Source organism: Pseudomonas sp. WS 5021 (assembly GCF_012985535.1).
Classification (GTDB): Bacteria; Pseudomonadota; Gammaproteobacteria; order Pseudomonadales; family Pseudomonadaceae; genus Aquipseudomonas.
The window spans coordinates 438,104-454,877 of sequence record NZ_JAAQWP010000005.1 but is presented as its reverse complement, the minus strand read 5'-3'; the positions used below and the strand labels follow the sequence as shown (position 1 = coordinate 454,877).

Here is a 16,774-nt window from a genome sequence, read left to right as displayed (position 1 = left end):
GTTCCTCATTGCCACGAACGATGGTAGGCGCCCAGGGTGGTCTGGCTGCCTTCGGATAGACCGGCCAGCACGCTGCGCCACTGGTCCTTGACCACAAAGCGTTGCGGCGCGCTGCGGTGCGCGTCCAGTGCCGCACGCCAGACCCCGGTGACTTGCTCGACATACGCCGGGCTGCGCTGGCGGCCTTCGATTTTTACCGCTTCGACGCCCATGGCGATCAACTCGGGGATCAAGTCCAAGGTGTCGAGGCTGGTGGGTTCTTCGAGGGCATGGAAGCGCTTGCCATCGACCATGAAACGGCCCTTGCACAGGGTCGGGTAGCCCGCCGGTTCGTCCGGTGTGTAGCGGTCGATCAGCACTTCGCTCAGGCGCGCGCTCAGGCCGTCGGCATCTTCGCTCCAGCGCACCGCCTTGGCCGGCGAGCACACGCCGCACAGGTTCGGTGACTCACCGGTGATATACGAAGACAGGTGGCAACGGCCCTCGGCCATGATGCACAGGCTGCCGAAACCGAAGACTTCGATGGGCACCGAACTGCTGGCGGCTACGTGTTTGACCTGGGCCAGCGACAGCACCCGGGGCAACACCGCGCGGCGGATGCCATAGCGCTCGGCGTAGAACTGCAACGCCGCCGCATGGGTCGCCGAACCCTGCACCGACAGATGCAAGGCCATCTGCGGATGGCGGCGGCTGGCGTACTGCAGCACCCCCGGATCGCCGGCAATCAGGGCATCCACGCCATGGTCGGCAGCACGGTCCACCGCCCGTTGCCAGCGCTCCCAGCCCTTGGGCTGCGGGTAGGTGTTGACCGCCACATACAGCTTGCGCTGGTGCTGGCGGATGTGGGCGACGGCGCCGTCGAACTGCTTGTCGTCCATGTTCAGCCCGGCAAAATGCCGGGCGTTGGTGTCATCGCGAAAACCCACATACACCGCATCGGCACCTTGGCGCACGGCGGCTTTAAGCGCAGGCAGATTGCCTGCCGGGCAGACCAGTTGCATGGTTGATCCTCATCAGAAAATTCATCACCAACACCGCATATCCCTTGTGGGAGCGGGCTTGTGTGGGAGCGGGCTTGCTCGCGATTACGGTGTGTCAGGCAATTTAAATGTTGACTGATCCACCGCTATCGCGAGCAAGCCCGCTCCCACATTGACCATCACCACCATCGGCACCGCTGGCAGTTATTGCATCAGTTCGGCAAAAGACACGAACCGCACCAGCCCGCCCTTCTCCACCAACTGCTCACGCTCCACAATCGCCAGGCCATCGGCCCAGCACGCGGCGCTGAGCATCGCCGAGCTTTGCCGGGGGTGCAGCGTGACCCGCGCCTGGCCGTCGATGCCCGGGGTCAGGCGTGCGCGCAGGTATTGGCGGCGGCGGTTGCGCTGGGCCCAGGTAAAGTCGGCGGGCAGCAGCATCGGCACCGGGGTGACGTCAGTCACACCCTGGGCGCGCAACAGGAACGGGCGCACCACCACCAACGCGGTAATCAGTGCCGCCGAAGGGTTGCCGGGCAAGCCGATCCACGGTTTGCCGGCCACATCGCCAAAGGCCAGGGGTTTGCCCGGCTGGATTGCCAGGCGCCAGAAATCAACGCGCCCCAGCTCCTTGATCGCCTGCTTGAGGTGATCTTCCTCGCCCACCGACACCCCGCCAGACGTCAGCAGCAAGTCGCATTCCGAGGACGCCAGGGTCAACGCATCGCGGCTGACGGCCAGTTCGTCGGCCATCACCCCATAGTCATGTACCTCCACGCCCCAGCCTTGCAGCAGCGCGGCCAGGCAATGGCGATTGCTGTTGTAGATTTGCCCCGGCGCCAGGTGATCGCCCGGCTCGCGCAGTTCATCACCGCTGCTCAACAGGCACACCCGCAACGGCCGATAGACCTTGACCTGGGCCAGCCCGGCCGCCGCCAGCAGGCCCAGTTCCTGGGCGCGCAGGCGCTTGCCGGCCGGCAGCAGCAAGGCGCCCTGGGTCACTTCTTCACCCTGCTTGCGCACATGCTCGCCAGTGCGCATCGGCGGGCACCAGATGCGTTGGCCGTAGACCCGGCAACGCTCCTGGGGCACCACGGTGTCAGCCCCGGCCGGCAAGGGTGCGCCGGTAAAAATGCGCATGGTTTGCCCACTGCTCAACGCTGTGGCTGCGCCCTCGCCAGCGGCGATGCGCCCGGCCAGGCGCAGGTAGCCGCCCTCGGCCGGCAGGTCGGCGGCGCACAGCGCGTAGCCGTCCATGGCACTGTTGTCCCAGGCCGGCAGGTTGACCGGGGAAAAGATATCGCTGGCCAGCACCCGGCCCAGGGCCTGGGCGGTTTTCACTTGCTGGGTGGACGGTGGAGGGGGTGCCTGGGCCAACAGGCGTTCGATGGCCTCGTCCACCGGGATCAGTTCGCCGCTTTCACACACCGAGGTGCTCATGACCGCGCCTCGCAGGGTTCCAGCGCTTGCGCGGCCTGGGCCTTGAGGTGCGGGGCGAAGTTGCACGGCCCGGTGCGGCTGTCCAGCTGCCCCAAGAGGATCTTGTCCCAGCCCGTGCGGCAGGCCCCGGGCGAGCCGGGCATGCAGCACACCAGCACGCCATTGCTCATGCCGGCCAGGGCACGCGATTGCAGGGTCGACATGCCGATCTCTTGCAGGGACACCTGGCGAAACAGCTCGCCAAAGCCTTCGACATGCTTGTCCAGCAATGGCAGCACCGCTTGCGGGGTGTTATCGCGCGCGGTAAAGCCGGTGCCGCCGGTGGTGAGGATCACTTGCACCTGGGGGTCGGCAATCCATTGCGAAATCCGCGCGCGGATCTGGTAGATGTCGTCCACCACCAGGGCCCGGTCGATCAGCGCATGCCCGGCCCCTTGCACGCGGTCGCACAGGGTTTGCCCGGAGGTGTCGTTGTCAAAGTTGCGGGTATCGCTGATGGTCAATACGGCGATATTCAGTGAGACAAAATTGCGTTGAGTCAGATGTGCCATGGTGAAAATCCCGGGATAAATGAGCAATGGCCCCAGCCTGCACCGCAAAGGCCGGCGGGCCTATTCCTCCGAGGAGGTACCTCTAGGCGGATTCAGGGGGCCAGGCGGCTGCGCTGCCAGGTGTCGTCGTGCCGGCGATAGTCGAGGCGGTCGTGCAGGCGGTCGGGGCGGCCTTGCCAGAACTCCACGCGCTCGGGTTGCAGGCAATAGCCGCCCCACTCTGCCGGGCGCGGCGGTGATTGCCCGGCAAAGCGTTGGGTGACATCACGCAGGTGCCCTTCCAGCTCGGCGCGATGGGCCAGGGGCTGGCTTTGCGGCGACGCCCAGGCGCCGATCTGGCTGGCCAGCGGCCGCGAGTGGAAATACTCGTCGGACAGCTGTGGCGCCAGGCGTGCGACCGTGCCTTCGATGCGTACCTGGCGCTCCAGGCCGGGCCAGAAAAAGGTCATGGCCGCGCTGGGGTTGCTCGCCAGTTCCTGGCCCTTGGCGCTCTGGTAGTGGCCGAAAAAGGTAAAGCCCTCGGCACCAAAGCCCTTGAGCAAGAGGATCCGGCAATGGGCACGGCCCTGGGCATCGACCGTGGCCAGGGCCATGCTGTTGGCCTCCACCGGCGCCACTTCGGTCTTGCGCGCCTGCTCCAGCCACTGGCCGAACAACACGAGGGGATCGTCCTGTACCAGGTCATCCCGCAAACCGTACAGGGTGTAGTTGCGGCGCATCTGCGCCAGGGAAAGGGGCATGGGGCAAACCTCCGGTCAATTCGCCACAGTCTGATCAGCCGACGCCCTGCGCACCTTGATCGCGATCAACTGCGCGCCGCGGCATGGGGTCGCAGCCCGGCTACTTGAGCCCCAGGCGCCGCGCCAGTTTGTGCAGGTTGCTGGAGTCCAGGCCCAGCATGCGTGCAGCGCTGGCCCAGTTATCGCCAGACAGGCTCAACGCCTGGCGCACCTTCTGACGCTGGCAGTCGTCCACCGCATCGCTCAAGCTCTGGAATGCTGGCGCCGGCACTTCAGGCACAGGGGCCTGGGCCAAGGTGGCGCTGTCGAGATCCAGCAGCTCGGCTTCCAGGGTCATGATCTGGTTGCGATTGCCGCCACGGCTCAACTGCTTGAGGGCAGCGCGGCTGATCACGTGTTCCAGCTCGCGCACATTGCCCGGCCAGGCATAACCAAGCAGGCTCTGCTCGGCTGCCGGTGACAGGCGCAAGCCGCGCAGGCCCAGGCGCGCGCGGTTGAGCTCCAGGAAGTGCCCGGCCAGCAGCAGCACATCGTGGCCGCGCTCGCGCAATGCCGGGATCGGCACCGGGTACACCGACAGGCGGTGGTACAGGTCGGCGCGAAACAGCCCTTGGCGAATGCTCTCGGGCAGGTGGCGGTTGGTGGCGGCGATGATCCGCACATCCACATGCAACGGCTTGTCGGCGCCCAGGCGCTGGATCTCACCGTTCTGCAAGGTGCGCAGCAGTTTGGCCTGCACACTCAACGGCAACTCGCCCACTTCATCGAGGAACAGCGTGCCGCCGTTGGCCGCGTCAAAACGCCCGGCGCGGTCGCTGGTGGCGCCGGAGAACGCGCCTTTGACATGCCCGAACAACTCGCTCTCGGCCAACGACTCCGGCAGCGCCGCGCAGTTGACCTGGATCAGCGGCTTTTTACTGCGCCGCGACAGGCGATGCAGGCGCCGCGCGAACAGCTCCTTGCCGACCCCGGTTTCGCCAAGCAGCAACACCGGCAGGTCCGAATCGGCGAGCACATCCAGCTCGTTGAGCAACTGGTGCAGGACCGGGCTCTGGCCGAGGATTTCGCCATCTTCGACCCTGGGCAAACCCGCCAGCGGTTCATGGCGTGACAGGCGCAGGCTGCGGTTCTCCTGCTCCAGCCGCGTGACCCGCACCGCAGCCTCGATCTGCAACGTACAACGCTTGAGCTGCTCGCGGGCATTGGCGTCGAAGGTCCCGGCGTGCAGGGCATCCAGGGTAATCGCACCCCAGGGCCGGCCTTCGACGAACAGGCTCACGCCCATGCAGTCATGCACCGGCAGCGGTTCGCCGACCTGGGTGTCCAGCAGCCCGTCGTACGGGTCCGGCAGGCGGCTGTCGGGCTCGAACCAGGTCGGCTCGCGGGACGCCATGATCGCCGCCAGCCGTGGATGCTGGGCAATCACAAAACGCCGGCCGAGGGCCTCATGCACCAGCCCCACCGTGGCCACCGGACGCAGGCTGTCGTCGCCATCCAGGCGCAACAGGCCCACGGCGCCGCTATGGAAATATTCGCGCAGGGTCTGCACCAGGCGTTGCAGGCGCACCGCGTTGGGCAATTCGACAATCAGGTCGGCCGACAGACTTTCACGCAACATGGTCATTACTACCCTTGTATGGTCGGTTCTACCGTGCAGCATCAGGGTGATCCTGACCACTACAAAAAATTAAATGCGGTTTTTCAATGGGTTGGCAATGGCACACGGCATGCAATCAGCGGTGTATCTGTTCACTTGATGAGGAAAGCCGATGAACACCATCGCCCCGGACAGCCTGCCCCAGGCGCAACTGATCGAACATTTGCTGGAGCGCTACCACGCTCGCCACCGCGAGCAACTGCCGGAACTGATCCGCCTGGCCAGCCGTGTGGAGCAGGTCCACGGCCATCACCTGGCGTGCCCCAATGGCCTGGCCGACCTGCTGCGGGATATCGAACAGGAACTGGAGGGCCATATGCTCAAGGAGGAACAGGTGCTGTTCCCGATGCTGCAAATGGGCATGGGTCCCCAGGCCGCGCCGCCGATCCAGGTCATGCGCTATGAACATGAACAACACGGCCAGGCCCTGGAGCAGTTGCTGGCGCTGACCCATCGCATCCAGCCGCCCGCTGACGCCTGCAATACCTGGCGTGCCCTGTATCACGGGCTGGAGGTGTTTCATGGGGATTTGCTGGAGCATATTCATCTGGAAAATGACGTGTTGTTTGTTCGTGCGCTAACAGCCTGACCCCTGCCTGTAGGCGCGAGCTTGTTCGCGCCTACAGGACTCAGCGCAGCATCAGCTTGGCCAGGATCACGATCAGCACCATATGCCCAAGGATGCTGCGGCGGATCCACACCGCCCGCAGCGGGCTCAGGCGTTTTTGCGTCAGCCAGTACGCGAGCAACAGGTAATGCCCGATGATGCTCAGCGCCAACACGATCTTCAGGCTCAACATCGCCGAAAACTGGCTGGCCCAGGGCGCGCCCAGCACGCCGCGGTAGTGCCAGGCCAAGCCGATGCCCGCGCCATACAACAGCACCACCACGCCATGCAGCACCTGCCGCGAACGCCGGGCAATCGCCTGGTCGCTGGTGAACTGAGCCGACCACGCCAGCTCATCACGGGCGCGGTGCCAGATAACCACCTCAAAGAACAGCGTGCCGATAAAGGCGATGGCCGCCAGCAGATGCACGATCAATAACCACGAATAGAGCATTCCCGTTCTCCTAGCCCGGATGGCCGTCAACCCGCGCACGCCACAGCATTGGGGCATAGCGCCATAGATACACACCCAGGCCCAGGGTCCAGCACAGGCCCGCCAGCCACAACGCGGCATACGGCCAGATCAGCACCAGCAGCACCCGGCTCAGGCAGGCCAGGTTCAATAGGCTGAAGGCCAGGGTCATGCCCTTGGGTGGCGTCAGTGGGCGGCCGGTATGGCCCAGGCTGACCCGCGCGATCATCGCCAGGATCAACCCGCCCATCGCCCCCACCGTCAGCGCATGCACCGCCAGGCTCGGGTTCAGCGGCACGCCGAAATGCCACAGCGCCATGCCCAGGCAAGCCACGGCCAGCCAGGCATAGGCCAGGTGCAGCGACCACAGCAGCGGCACGCGCCACAGGCCTGGGTCGTGCCAGCGCACCAGGCGCAGCAGATGACCGAGCCCCAGCAGGGCAAACACCAGGCCAACCCAAAGGCTGGGCATCAGCGCCACACCGCTGGCATACAGCAGCGCCACCAACGCCGAGCCTGCCAACAGCAGGTAATCCAGCCACGGCCAGGGCTTCACTGCTTCAGTGCGCCCCAGGCCGCGCTGGGTGAAGAACGGAATCACCCGCCCGCCGATCAAGCCCATCATCGCCGCCACCAGCCACAACCCGGTCAACACCGCCTGGCGCTGCCAGCCTTCGTCACCGCGCGGCAGGCCATACAGGGACAGGCCATCGGCCAGGGTCAACAGCAGCAGGACCAGCACAATCGGGTAGTTGCGTTGTTGCCGCACTTTCCACAGGGTCCAGCCCATCAGCCCGGCGACCGCCAGGGGAAAGCTCAGTTCCAGCACAGCCAGCAACGGCCATGGCAGGTTGAACAGCCACGCCAGGCGTGCGCCCAGCCATAACCCGGCCAGCACCGCGAGGGGCGCGCCACTGATGCCGGGGCGGCCGGTCCAGGTCTGCACCGCCGTCAGCAGGAACCCGCCGATAATTGCCAGGGCGAAACCGAACAGCAACTCATGGCGATGCCACGCCAGCCAGCCACCCGCCGGCTGCCAGCCCGCATCGCCGGCCAGGGCCAGCAGCCACAAGGGAATCGCCAGCAGCGCCAACAGGCAGCCACCGAGGAAAAATGGCCGGAAAGCCAGGCGAAACAACGGGGTTATCGACATGGCCTTGCGTCGATCCAGCACGTGCATACCACCACTCCTCAAGTCATTGCCGGCCCGATCATCCGGGATTGCCCGTGCCCGGCCCTTGTCGCAGATCAAGCAGGGCTCCTGGGCGGCGCAATATCCTTGGGGCCGTCGCGCAATCAGTGTTGCAAAGGCCGGGCCGAATTCCCCAGTGCGCCGCCCTACACCTGTAGGAGCTGGCTTGCCTGCGATGCAAACACCTCGGTCTGGTGGGTACACCGCAGCGATGCCATCGCTGGCAAGCCAGCTCCTACAGGGGGTTAGCGTTGTCCAGGAGGGTTTAAATGACCATTAGAGGGTTATTTAAACCCACAAAGGCAGGGTCATTTTGACCATGTAGGCGCTACAGCCCAGGTTTTACACGGCCCGTGCCTTGGCCCAGCTCTTGCTCTAGCCGGTTATCCCTTATTACTGCCCCCACGGAGTCCCCATGAAAAAAGTCATCCAGCCCCTGGCCTGGTTCGTGATTCTCGGTTCGATGATGGCGGCGGCCAGTGGCCTGTCGTTGTGGCTTGTATGATCAGCGACACGCCGAGGGTCCTGCACCGCGTGCATCATCAGATCCTGCGCAGCCATCACCTGTTCGAGCCGCTCAACGAAGAGCAGATGGACGAGCTGATGGCCAGCAGTCAGTTGCTCAGTGTCGACAAGGGCGAGCCGCTGTTCCGCCAGGGCGAACCGGCCGATGGCTTTTACTTTGTGATTGCCGGCGCGGTGAAGATCTACCGCCTGACCCCGGACGGCCAGGAAAAGGTCTTTGAAGTGATCGGCGAGCGGCAGACCTTCGCCGAGGCGATGATGCTGATGGACACGCCCAACTACGTGGCCTGCGCCGAGGCGGTGTGCCCCACGCAGTTGTATCGCCTGTCCAACGCCACCTATATGCGCCTGCTCCACAGCAACAGCCGCCTGACCTTCGCCCTGCTGGGCAAGTTGTGTGTGCGCCTGCACCAGCGGGTCAACGAGATCGAGACCCTGTCCCTGAAAAACGCCACCCACCGCGTGGTGCGCTACCTGCTGACGCAACTGGTGCGCCTGCACAGCGTCGACAGTTCGTTCGAACTGCCCATGGCCAAGCAGTTGATCGCCGGGCACTTGTCGATCCAGCCGGAGACGTTCTCGCGGATCATTCGCCGGTTGATCGATGAAAAAATCATCACCCAGGACGGTCGGCAGATCGCCATTCTTGATCGCCTGCGCCTGGAGCAATTTGAATGAGCGCAGCGCGAGTCTGCCTGTATTGCCAGCATGCCAACCCGCCACCCCACGCGGCCTGCGAACGCTGCGCCATGCCCCTGCCCGCCTCCACCGCCAGCCTTGAGGCGCGGCGGCTCAAGCGCTTCCAATGGTTCTGCCTGGGGCTGGCGGTGTTCTGCATCACGATGTTCTTCTGGCTGCCCCGGGACTTTTACTGATCTTCGGTCAACTGCCGGTAGAGCTGCGGCAAGCGCAGCGGCAGTTGCTCCGGCTGGCGGATCAGGGTGTAGCCGTGGGCACCGAACATGTACGGCAGGTACTCCCCGGCCTGTTTATCGATGGTGATGCAGAACGGCACCAGGCCCTGGCGCCGCGCTTCTAGCACGGCCTGGCGGGTGTCCTCCACGCCGTAGCGGCCCTCGTACAGGTCCAGGTCATTGGGCTTGCCATCGGTCACAATCAGCAGCAGTTTGCGCCGTTGTCTACAGGCGCCCAGGGTCTGGGTGGCCTGGCGGATGGCGGCGCCCATGCGTGTGTAGTAACCCGGTTTCAGGCCCTGGATGCAGCCTCGGGTGTGGTCGTCGTAGGGTTGCTGGAATGACTTGAGCTGTTGCAGGCGCACCTGCTGGCGACGCAAGGACGAAAAGCCATACAAGGCAAACGCATCGCCCAGGCCCGCCAGGCTTTCGCCAAACAGCAGCAGGCTGTCGCGGATCACGTCGATGACCTTTTGCGTATCGTTCAAATGGGCGTCGGTGGACATCGACAAATCGGCCAGCAGCAAACAAGCCAAGTCGCGCCGGGTGCGGCGCTGCTCCTTGAACAGGCCACGCTCGGCGCATGCGCCGTGCTGGCGCTCGACATAAAAATCCAGCCACGCCTGCAGGTCCAGTTCCGCGCCCTGGGGCTGTTGGCGCAGCCATTGGCGGTCGGTGCGCAGTTGCTGGAACTGGCGGCGCAAACGCGCGGCCTGGGGCAGCAGGCGAGCCGGCAGCGGCTGGGGCGCGCTGTCGCGGGGTTGCAGCAGTTGCAGGTTGACGAAGTTGGCTTGCAGGCGCTGCTGACGGTAGTCCCACTCTGGCAGCTTGATGCCTGCGCCCAGGGGGATGTCATCGACATCGGCCGGCGGCAAATCCAGGTGCAGCTTGAGCCCGCCGCTCTTGCGCACGCGCTGGCGTGACAGGCTCAACTGGTCGAGGTCTTCGGCGACCCGCGCGGCATCTTCGTCTTCGGAGTCGTCGGCCCAGCGGTCCAGATCGACGTGCTCGGTCCAACTGAACAGGTTTTCCAGGCGCACCACCAACAGGCCACCGTCGCGGCTGTTGTCGTCGACCCGGTTGGCCTGCTTGGGCGCGCCCTGTTGTTCGCCAGGCCGCGTCGTCAGGTCGTCGCCCTCGTCGTCCTGATCTGCGGCCTGTGGGCTGTGCAGGTGCAAGGGTGGATACAGCCACAGCGGCAACGGCCAGGCGGCGCGCTCGCTGCGGGGTAGCTGGCGCACGCTGCCGGGTTCACGCAGGGCCTTGCGCAAGGCCTTTTCCACGGCGGCTTCGGCGGGGTTGAGGGTAGCGGGATCGGGGCGCAATTGCAGGTGGGCGTCCACCAGGCGCTGATAGCTGGGGAGCATGGCCGGGTAACGCTGCAACAGCAGCCAGGTCCAGCGCTGGTTATCCCGGGCCCAGTGGGTCATCGGCCCGGCATGGGCGGCCAGCAGCGCCAGCCAGCGGTACAGCTCCAGGTTCAGGGCCACCGAGGGAAACACCGCCAGGCTTGCCGGCAGGCGCAGGCGATGGCCGTCGCACGAGGCCAGGGGCGCCTGCCGGCAGGTGCCGGCGATGCGCATCAACAGGTTGCGGCGCAGCAGCAGGTCGCGCTCGCTGGCGGCTTCCACGGCTATCCCATGGGCACCGCCCAGGGCGCGGAACAACAGGGCCAGGCTGCGCTGGCGGTCGACCAGATCGACCCGCGCCTCGGGGAAGTCGGCACTGGCGCGACGGGTGATAAAGCGGTGCCAGACACTGCCGACCCACTCTTCCAACTCAAGGGTAAAGGCCATGTGAAGTGCTCCAGACGTAAAACGGCCCGCAGTACCTGCCGGGCCGCCCTCTTGGGGATTAACGTTGACGTTTTAAGCCGGCACGGGGGCGACAGAGTCCAAGCCTTTGCCCCGCTGCCGGAAGCTCCACAGGTAGCAGAGCAGGCCCAGCAGGAACACCACGCCACTGGCCAGCCGTGCCCAGAACAGCACCGTCAGGTGGTCCATGGTGGCCATGAACGGCAGCGCCACACCGTCCACTTGCCAGCGTTGCAACCAGACCTGCACGGCACCGGCAGCGGTGAGGAACAGGGTGATCATCACCATCGACAGGACCATCATCCAGAAGCCCCAGATCTCCAGGGTCTGCGAGCGTGCATCCGGTGCTTCACCGATACCGCGCAGGCGGGGCATGGCGTAGCTGATCAAGGTCATGACGATCATGGCGTAGGCGCCGAAGAACGCCAGGTGGCCGTGGGCGGCAGTCAATTGGGTGCCGTGGGTGTAGAAGTTGACCGGTGCCAGGGTGTGCAGGAAGCCCCAGACCCCGGCGCCGAAGAACGCGGTGACCGTGGTGCCCTTGGCCCACAACGTGGCCGCCCGGTTCGGGTGCTGGCGCCGACGCTGTTTGACCATGGTGAAGGCGAACATCACCATCGCCAGGAACGGCAGCGGCTCCAGGGCCGAGAAGATCGAGCCGACCCACAACCACACCTCGGGCGCACCGATCCAGAAAAAGTGGTGACCGGTGCCGATGATCCCGGTGATCAGGGCCATGGCGATGATCACGTACAGCCATTTTTCCACGACCTCGCGGTCGACGCCGGTGACCTTGATCAACACAAAGGCGAGCATCGAACCCATGATCAGCTCCCACACGCCTTCAACCCAAAGATGCACCACCCACCACCAGTAGAACTTGTCCCGCGCCAGGTTGCCGGGGTTGTAGAACGAGAACAGGAAGAACACCGCCAGGCCGATCAGCCCGGTCATCATCACCATGCTCACCGTGGTCTTGCGGCCCTTGAGCAGGGTCATGCCGATGTTGTAGAGAAAGCCCAGGCACACGACCACGATGCCCATCTTGGTGATGGTCGGCTGCTCCAGGAACTCCCGGCCCATGGTTGGCAGCAACTCGTTGTGGGTCAGCTTGGCCAGGGCCGCATAGGGCACCAGCAAGTAGCCGAGGATGGTCAACACGCCGGCGGCGGCGAACACCCAGAACAGCAGGATTGCCAGCTTGGGGCTGTGCAACTCACGGTCGGCCTCTTCCGGCACCAGGTAATAGGCGGCGCCCATGAACCCGAACAGCAGCCAGACGATCAGCAGGTTGGTGTGGACCATGCGGGCCACGTTGAAGGGGATCAACGGGAACAGAAAGTCGCCGACCACGTATTGCAGGCCCATGATCAAACCGAACAGCACCTGGCCCAGGAACAGGATCAGGGCGAATACAAAGTAGGGTTTGGCCACGGCCTGGGATTGGAATTTCAGATATGGATTGACGGTACGCATCCCTTAGCCCTCCTTGTTTGGCGGCCAGCCATTGGTGTTGATCTTCGAGCTCCATTTGAGGAACTCGGCCATATCGTCCACCTCCTGGTCGCTGAGGTTGAATTGCGGCATCGCACGCCGGCCGGGAACGCCCAAGGGTTGCATCTTCATCCAGGCGTGCAGGAATGGCTTGAACGCTTCCTCGCCGCCGCGGCGGTTGAACACATTGCCCAACTCCGGCGCAAAGTACGCACCCTCGCCCAGCAGGGTGTGGCAGCCGACGCAGTTGTTGCGCTCCCAGACGCCCTTGCCGCGTACCACCGATTCGGTGAGTTGGTCCTGGTTACTGCGCGAGGGAAAGGTTTGTTCGGTGTGGTAGGTCAGGGCCAGGAATATCAGGAAGAAGAACACGCTTCCTCCGAAGTAGATATTCCTGGCCATGCCCTTGGTGAAGGTCTCTGACATGGTCGCTTCCTCATTGCTTGGCAGGGGCCATGATAGAAAGCTGGGGGGTAAAAGCTGCTTGATGGCGATCAAGAAATGCCGATGGTTTTGGTCGGGTATTGATTGTCGAGACGTACGTGCCCCTGTAGGAGCCGGCTTGCCGGCGATGCCGGCGATGGCGGCGGCCCAGTCAATACCTGTGTCGACTGATACACCGCCATCGCTGGCAAGCCAGCGCCTACAAAAGTTTTGTGCTGCCCGCTGAACAGCCACTGCTGCTCAGGTGTTGCTACAGACGCAATCCCCACATCGCTCCTGCCCCCCATCCGCAGGCATCCCCCCGCCCGCAGGGGCCGCAGCCGCCATGGCATGGCCGTTGCACTTGCTGCTGCAACAGGTCCTCGCACCTTGCATGACTGAATCAGGAGCACCCATGAGCACTGAATTTTTCTGGCGCCTGCCGCTGGGCACCGATGGTCCGCAGTTGACCACTGACAAACACAACCGGGGCAATGCGCAATACCGCCCCGGCCATATCGCCCCGGGGCGCTTGCCCAATGGCGAGCCGGACGGTTTCACCTACATCGACTACATCGCCCAGGTGGCCAAGGCCGCCGAGTTGGCCGGCTTCGAAGGGGCATTGCTGCCCACCGGGCCCGAGCCATGGATCGTCGCGGCCGCGCTGGCCCGGGAAACCCGGCGTATCAAGTTCCTGATTGCCTTCCAGGCCACCTGGACCCTGCCCGCCTACGCCGCGCAGCAAGCAGCGATCCTGCAGAACCTGAGCCGGGGCCGCCTGGACTGGAACATCATCACCGGTGGCAACCCGGCCAGTCAGCGGGCCAATGGGGATTTCCTCGAACACGACCTGCGCTACAAACGTACCGGGGAGTTCCTCGACATCATCCAGGGCCTGTGGGAGCAGGAAAAGTTCTCCTATGACGGTGATATCTACCAGTTGGAAAACGGCGCCCTGCCCCCTGGCCTGCACCATGAGCGCAAACCGGGGGTGTACTTTTCCGGGTTCTCCGATGCCGCTCTGGACGTGGCCGCCAGGCATGCCGATGTGTACCTCAATTGGGCCGAGCCCATCGACAAGCTCAAGCCGCATATCGAGCGGGTGCGCGAGTTGGCCGACAAACAGGGGCGCAGCGTGCGCTTCGGCCTGCGGGTCGACCTGTTTGCCCGGGAGACCGAAGAGCTGGCCTGGAAAGACCTGCGCCGCCAGTTCGACAAACTCGAAGGCCAGGGCAGCGTGCTCGCCAAAGGTTTCACCAACGGTTCGGATTCGGTGGGTGCGGCGCGCCAGACGGCCTATCACCAGAATGTCGACCGCTTCGACGACCTGATCATCGGCCCCAACCTGTGGGCCGGGTTTGCCAAGGCCAAGCCGGGGCCCACCGTGGGCCTGGTGGGCAGTCACGAGAACATTGCCGAGCGCCTGGTGGAGTACCGCGACGCCGGGTTCTCGACCTTTATCCTCGCCGGCAACCCGCACCTGGAAGAGGCCCTGCGCATTGGCCAGGAAGTCTTGCCGCTGGTGCATCGACAGGCGGCCACCCAACCTTTGCGCGCCAGCGCCTGACTGCTGCGGGAGACCCTGAATGAGCCAACACCTCGATACCCTCTGGTACACCCGCTGCCCGGTGCCCACCGGGCTGGGGATTGCCGTGCAAAAAGGCTGGCTGCAAGAGACCGTCGGCGCCCTGGGCGCCGAGGTGCAGTCGCTGCGCGAGTCCAACGACCAGGCCGTGCGCGAGTCGCACTTTGATCACAGCTTGCGCAACTCGGTGCGCCACGGCGGCAATATCCCGGCGATCTGGGCCCGTGCCCAGGGCCGCGAGACCCGGGTGATCGGCTTGTCCTGGGCCGACGAAGTGCAACTGATCCTGACCCGCCGGGGCAGCGGCATCCAAACGGTCAAGGACCTCAAGGGCCGCACTTTCGGCCTGCCCGACTGGTCCGGCGCGCAGATCGATTTCACCCGCGCCCAGGCCTTGCGCGGCCTGGAAAATGCCCTGTCGCTGGAAGGCTTGCAGGTCGGCGATGTGAAGCTGGTGAACTTCCGGTATGGCGGCACCTTCAGCGACAGCCCGGTGCGCAACATCGCCGGCACGCAGGTCTCTGCGCCGCTGGCCGAACGCAACCTGGAGTTGATCGGTCTGCTGCGCGGCGAGGTGGATGCGATCTTTCTCAAGGGCGCCAGCGCCGCCCAGCACGCCCATGACTTTGGCCTGCACACGGTGATCGACACCGGTTCGCACCCGGACCCGCTGATCCGCAGCAACAACGGCACGCCGCGCACCCTGGCGGTGGACCTGAACCTGTTGGACAACCACCTGGATGTGGCCACCGGTATCCTCGATTCGGTATTGCGCGCCGAGCAATGGGCCCACACCCACCCGCAAGAAACACGGCGCTACCTGGCCCGGGAAACCAACAGCAGCGAATACTGGGTCACCGCCGCCTATGGCGAGGATGCCCACCTGCGGCTGCATACGGCCCTGGATGAACAGGCGATTGCCGCGCTGCAGGACTTTGTGCAGTTCCTGCACCGCTGGCGCTTTATCCCCAACAGCTTTGATGTGCGCGCCTGGATCGATGCGCGGCCCCTCAACCACCTGACATCGTTGCAGGAGCCCGGCTTGCCGGGTTCCTACAGGGCATAGGGATTTGAACGAAGACCTTTATGAGCAAACCACTCGATACTCTCTGGTACACCCACAGCCCGGTGCCCACCGGGCTTGGCATTGCGGTGCAGTCCGGGCGACTGGCCGAAGCCTTCCAGCCATTTGGCACCAATATCCAATCCCTGCGCGAGTCCACCGAGCGCGAAGTACGCGAAGCCCACTACGACCATCACCTGAAGAACTCGGTGCGCCACGGCGGCAATATACCGGCGATCTGGGCCTACTCCAGCGGGGTCCAGACCCGTGTGCTGGGGCTGTCGTGGAGCGATGAGGTGCAGTTGATCCTGACCACCGCCGAAAGCGGCGTGAGAAGCGTGCGCGACTTGAAAAACCGGCGCTTCGGCCTGCCCAAGTGGGCCAACGTGCAGATCGACTTCACCCGCGCCCAGGCCCTGCGCGGCCTGGAAAACGCGCTCAAGCTCGAAGGCCTGAACGTGGCGGATGTGGAGTTGGTGGACTATCCCTACGGCGGCACCTACAGCGACAACCAGACCCAGTACGTGTACGGCACCCCGGCCAGCCTCGGGGTGAGCCGCTTCAGCCGGCGCAACAACGAGCTGATCGGCCTGCTGCGCGGCGATATCGATGCGATTTTCCTCAAGGGCGCCCACGCCGTACACCTGGCCAATGAGTTCGGCTTGCATGTGGTGGTCGATACCGGCTCCCACCCGGACCCGTTGATCCGCAGCAACAACGGCACGCCGCGTACGCTGACGGTAGATACCCACCTGCTGCACGAGCATTTCGATGCCAGCGTGAAGATTGTCGATACGGTATTGCGCACCGAGCAATGGGCCTGGGCCAATCCCGACGAGACCCGGCGCTTTCTCGCCCAGGAGCTGAACACCAGCGAGTACTGGGTGACGGCGGCCTATGGCGAGGATGCCCATCGGCGGCTGCGCACCACCCTGGACTCTCGCTCGATCGAGGCCTTGCAGGACTTCACCGATTTCCTGCATCGCTGGCACTTCATCCCACGGCATTTCGATGTGCGCGACTGGATCGACTTCAGCGTGCTGGAAAAAGTCATCGGCTCCACCTCCCGCGTCGCAGTCTGACCCCCTCAACCCCTGTAGGAGCCGGCTTGCCGGCGATGACGCCCCTGAGTGATGCAGTGCTTTCAAGGGCGCCATCGCCGGCAAGCCGGCTCCTACAGTGTTGGCCACGCAGCACTTTCTGTGCTGCTCCAGCAGCACTGGCCACGCAGTTTTTGCTGGATCCTCGACAGCCCGGATTCGCCGCGTTTAATCACGTCCAAACAAAAACTTTTTATCCTTAAATATCAATAACATA

General features: G+C 64.5%; 15 protein-coding genes and 1 pseudogene. 6 read left to right on the top strand and 10 right to left on the bottom strand.

What is annotated here, in order from left to right; genetic code table 11:
- Positions 1-5 precede the first annotated feature (5 nt).
- From HBO19_RS18530 to norR, 5 genes are all read right to left on the bottom strand, one after another.
- Complete coding sequence (locus HBO19_RS18530) at positions 6-1,001, bottom strand: peptidase U32 family protein (protein WP_170058038.1); 996 nt, start codon at positions 999-1,001, stop codon at positions 6-8.
- A 183-nt stretch (positions 1,002-1,184) separates the two neighbouring features.
- Positions 1,185-2,420 carry a gephyrin-like molybdotransferase Glp gene (gene glp, locus HBO19_RS18525; protein WP_169955282.1) on the bottom strand — a complete coding sequence of 412 codons (1,236 nt, stop codon included), beginning with the start codon at positions 2,418-2,420 and terminating at the stop codon, positions 1,185-1,187.
- The gene (gene moaB, locus HBO19_RS18520) at positions 2,417-2,971 is read right to left on the bottom strand and encodes a molybdenum cofactor biosynthesis protein B (protein WP_169955283.1); all 555 of its coding nucleotides are present in this window, start codon (positions 2,969-2,971) and stop codon (positions 2,417-2,419) included. Before moaB ends, glp begins: the two co-directional genes overlap by 4 nt.
- Positions 2,972-3,063: 92 nt before the next feature.
- Positions 3,064-3,711 (bottom strand): pyridoxamine 5'-phosphate oxidase, encoded by a 648-nt coding sequence (gene pdxH, locus HBO19_RS18515; RefSeq protein WP_170058037.1) that lies wholly within the window; start codon positions 3,709-3,711, stop codon positions 3,064-3,066.
- 100 nt (positions 3,712-3,811) lie between these two features.
- Positions 3,812-5,329 (bottom strand): nitric oxide reductase transcriptional regulator NorR, encoded by a 1,518-nt coding sequence (norR, locus tag HBO19_RS18510; RefSeq protein ID WP_170041580.1) that lies wholly within the window; start codon positions 5,327-5,329, stop codon positions 3,812-3,814.
- A gap of 190 nt (positions 5,330-5,519) precedes the next feature.
- On the opposite strand from norR, the pseudogene HBO19_RS18505 reads away from it, so the two are divergent.
- Positions 5,520-5,957 (top strand): annotated as a pseudogene (locus HBO19_RS18505) (hemerythrin domain-containing protein); the annotation flags it as partial.
- Positions 5,958-5,997: 40 nt separating this feature from the next.
- On the opposite strand, the gene HBO19_RS18500 reads toward HBO19_RS18505, so the two are convergent.
- Entirely contained in the window at positions 5,998-6,429 is a 432-nt protein-coding gene (locus tag HBO19_RS18500; protein WP_169955287.1) for a hypothetical protein, read from the bottom strand.
- Between the two features lie 10 nt (positions 6,430-6,439).
- Positions 6,440-7,627, bottom strand: coding sequence for an NnrS family protein (locus HBO19_RS18495; protein ID WP_170058036.1), 1,188 nt, complete (start codon positions 7,625-7,627; stop codon positions 6,440-6,442).
- 513 nt (positions 7,628-8,140) lie between these two features.
- On the opposite strand from HBO19_RS18495, the gene HBO19_RS18490 reads away from it, so the two are divergent.
- Together HBO19_RS18490 and HBO19_RS18485 are read left to right on the top strand one after the other, a co-directional pair.
- Positions 8,141-8,842: a Crp/Fnr family transcriptional regulator gene (locus HBO19_RS18490; protein ID WP_170041583.1), complete on the top strand. Its 702-nt coding sequence runs from the start codon at positions 8,141-8,143 to the stop codon at positions 8,840-8,842.
- Positions 8,839-9,039, top strand: coding sequence for a protein DnrP (locus tag HBO19_RS18485; protein WP_170058035.1), 201 nt, complete (start codon positions 8,839-8,841; stop codon positions 9,037-9,039). Before HBO19_RS18490 ends, HBO19_RS18485 begins: the two co-directional genes overlap by 4 nt.
- On the opposite strand, the gene HBO19_RS18480 is transcribed toward HBO19_RS18485, so the two are convergent.
- The 3 genes from HBO19_RS18480 to HBO19_RS18470 all read right to left on the bottom strand — a co-directional run bounded on the left by HBO19_RS18480 (position 9,033) and on the right by HBO19_RS18470 (position 12,812).
- Complete coding sequence (locus tag HBO19_RS18480) at positions 9,033-10,874, bottom strand: VWA domain-containing protein (protein WP_170041585.1); 1,842 nt, start codon at positions 10,872-10,874, stop codon at positions 9,033-9,035. The genes HBO19_RS18485 and HBO19_RS18480 overlap by 7 nt on opposite strands.
- Before the next feature lie 72 nt (positions 10,875-10,946).
- On the bottom strand, positions 10,947-12,368 hold the full coding sequence (locus HBO19_RS18475) for a cbb3-type cytochrome c oxidase subunit I (protein ID WP_170058034.1): 1,422 nt from the start codon (positions 12,366-12,368) through the stop codon (positions 10,947-10,949).
- A gap of 3 nt (positions 12,369-12,371) precedes the next feature.
- Positions 12,372-12,812: a cytochrome c gene (locus tag HBO19_RS18470; protein WP_154842703.1), complete on the bottom strand. Its 441-nt coding sequence runs from the start codon at positions 12,810-12,812 to the stop codon at positions 12,372-12,374.
- Positions 12,813-13,224: 412 nt separating this feature from the next.
- On the opposite strand from HBO19_RS18470, the gene HBO19_RS18465 reads away from it, so the two are divergent.
- Genes HBO19_RS18465 through HBO19_RS18455 form a run of 3 tightly spaced genes read left to right on the top strand, consistent with a single transcriptional unit; the run spans position 13,225 to position 16,539 of the window.
- Positions 13,225-14,376, top strand: coding sequence for an LLM class flavin-dependent oxidoreductase (locus tag HBO19_RS18465; RefSeq protein ID WP_169955292.1), 1,152 nt, complete (start codon positions 13,225-13,227; stop codon positions 14,374-14,376).
- 19 nt (positions 14,377-14,395) lie between these two features.
- Complete coding sequence (locus HBO19_RS18460) at positions 14,396-15,460, top strand: ABC transporter substrate-binding protein (RefSeq protein ID WP_170058033.1); 1,065 nt, start codon at positions 14,396-14,398, stop codon at positions 15,458-15,460.
- Positions 15,461-15,480: 20 nt separating this feature from the next.
- On the top strand, positions 15,481-16,539 hold the full coding sequence (locus tag HBO19_RS18455) for an ABC transporter substrate-binding protein (protein WP_169955294.1): 1,059 nt from the start codon (positions 15,481-15,483) through the stop codon (positions 16,537-16,539).
- The last annotated feature ends 235 nt before the right edge of the window (positions 16,540-16,774 follow it).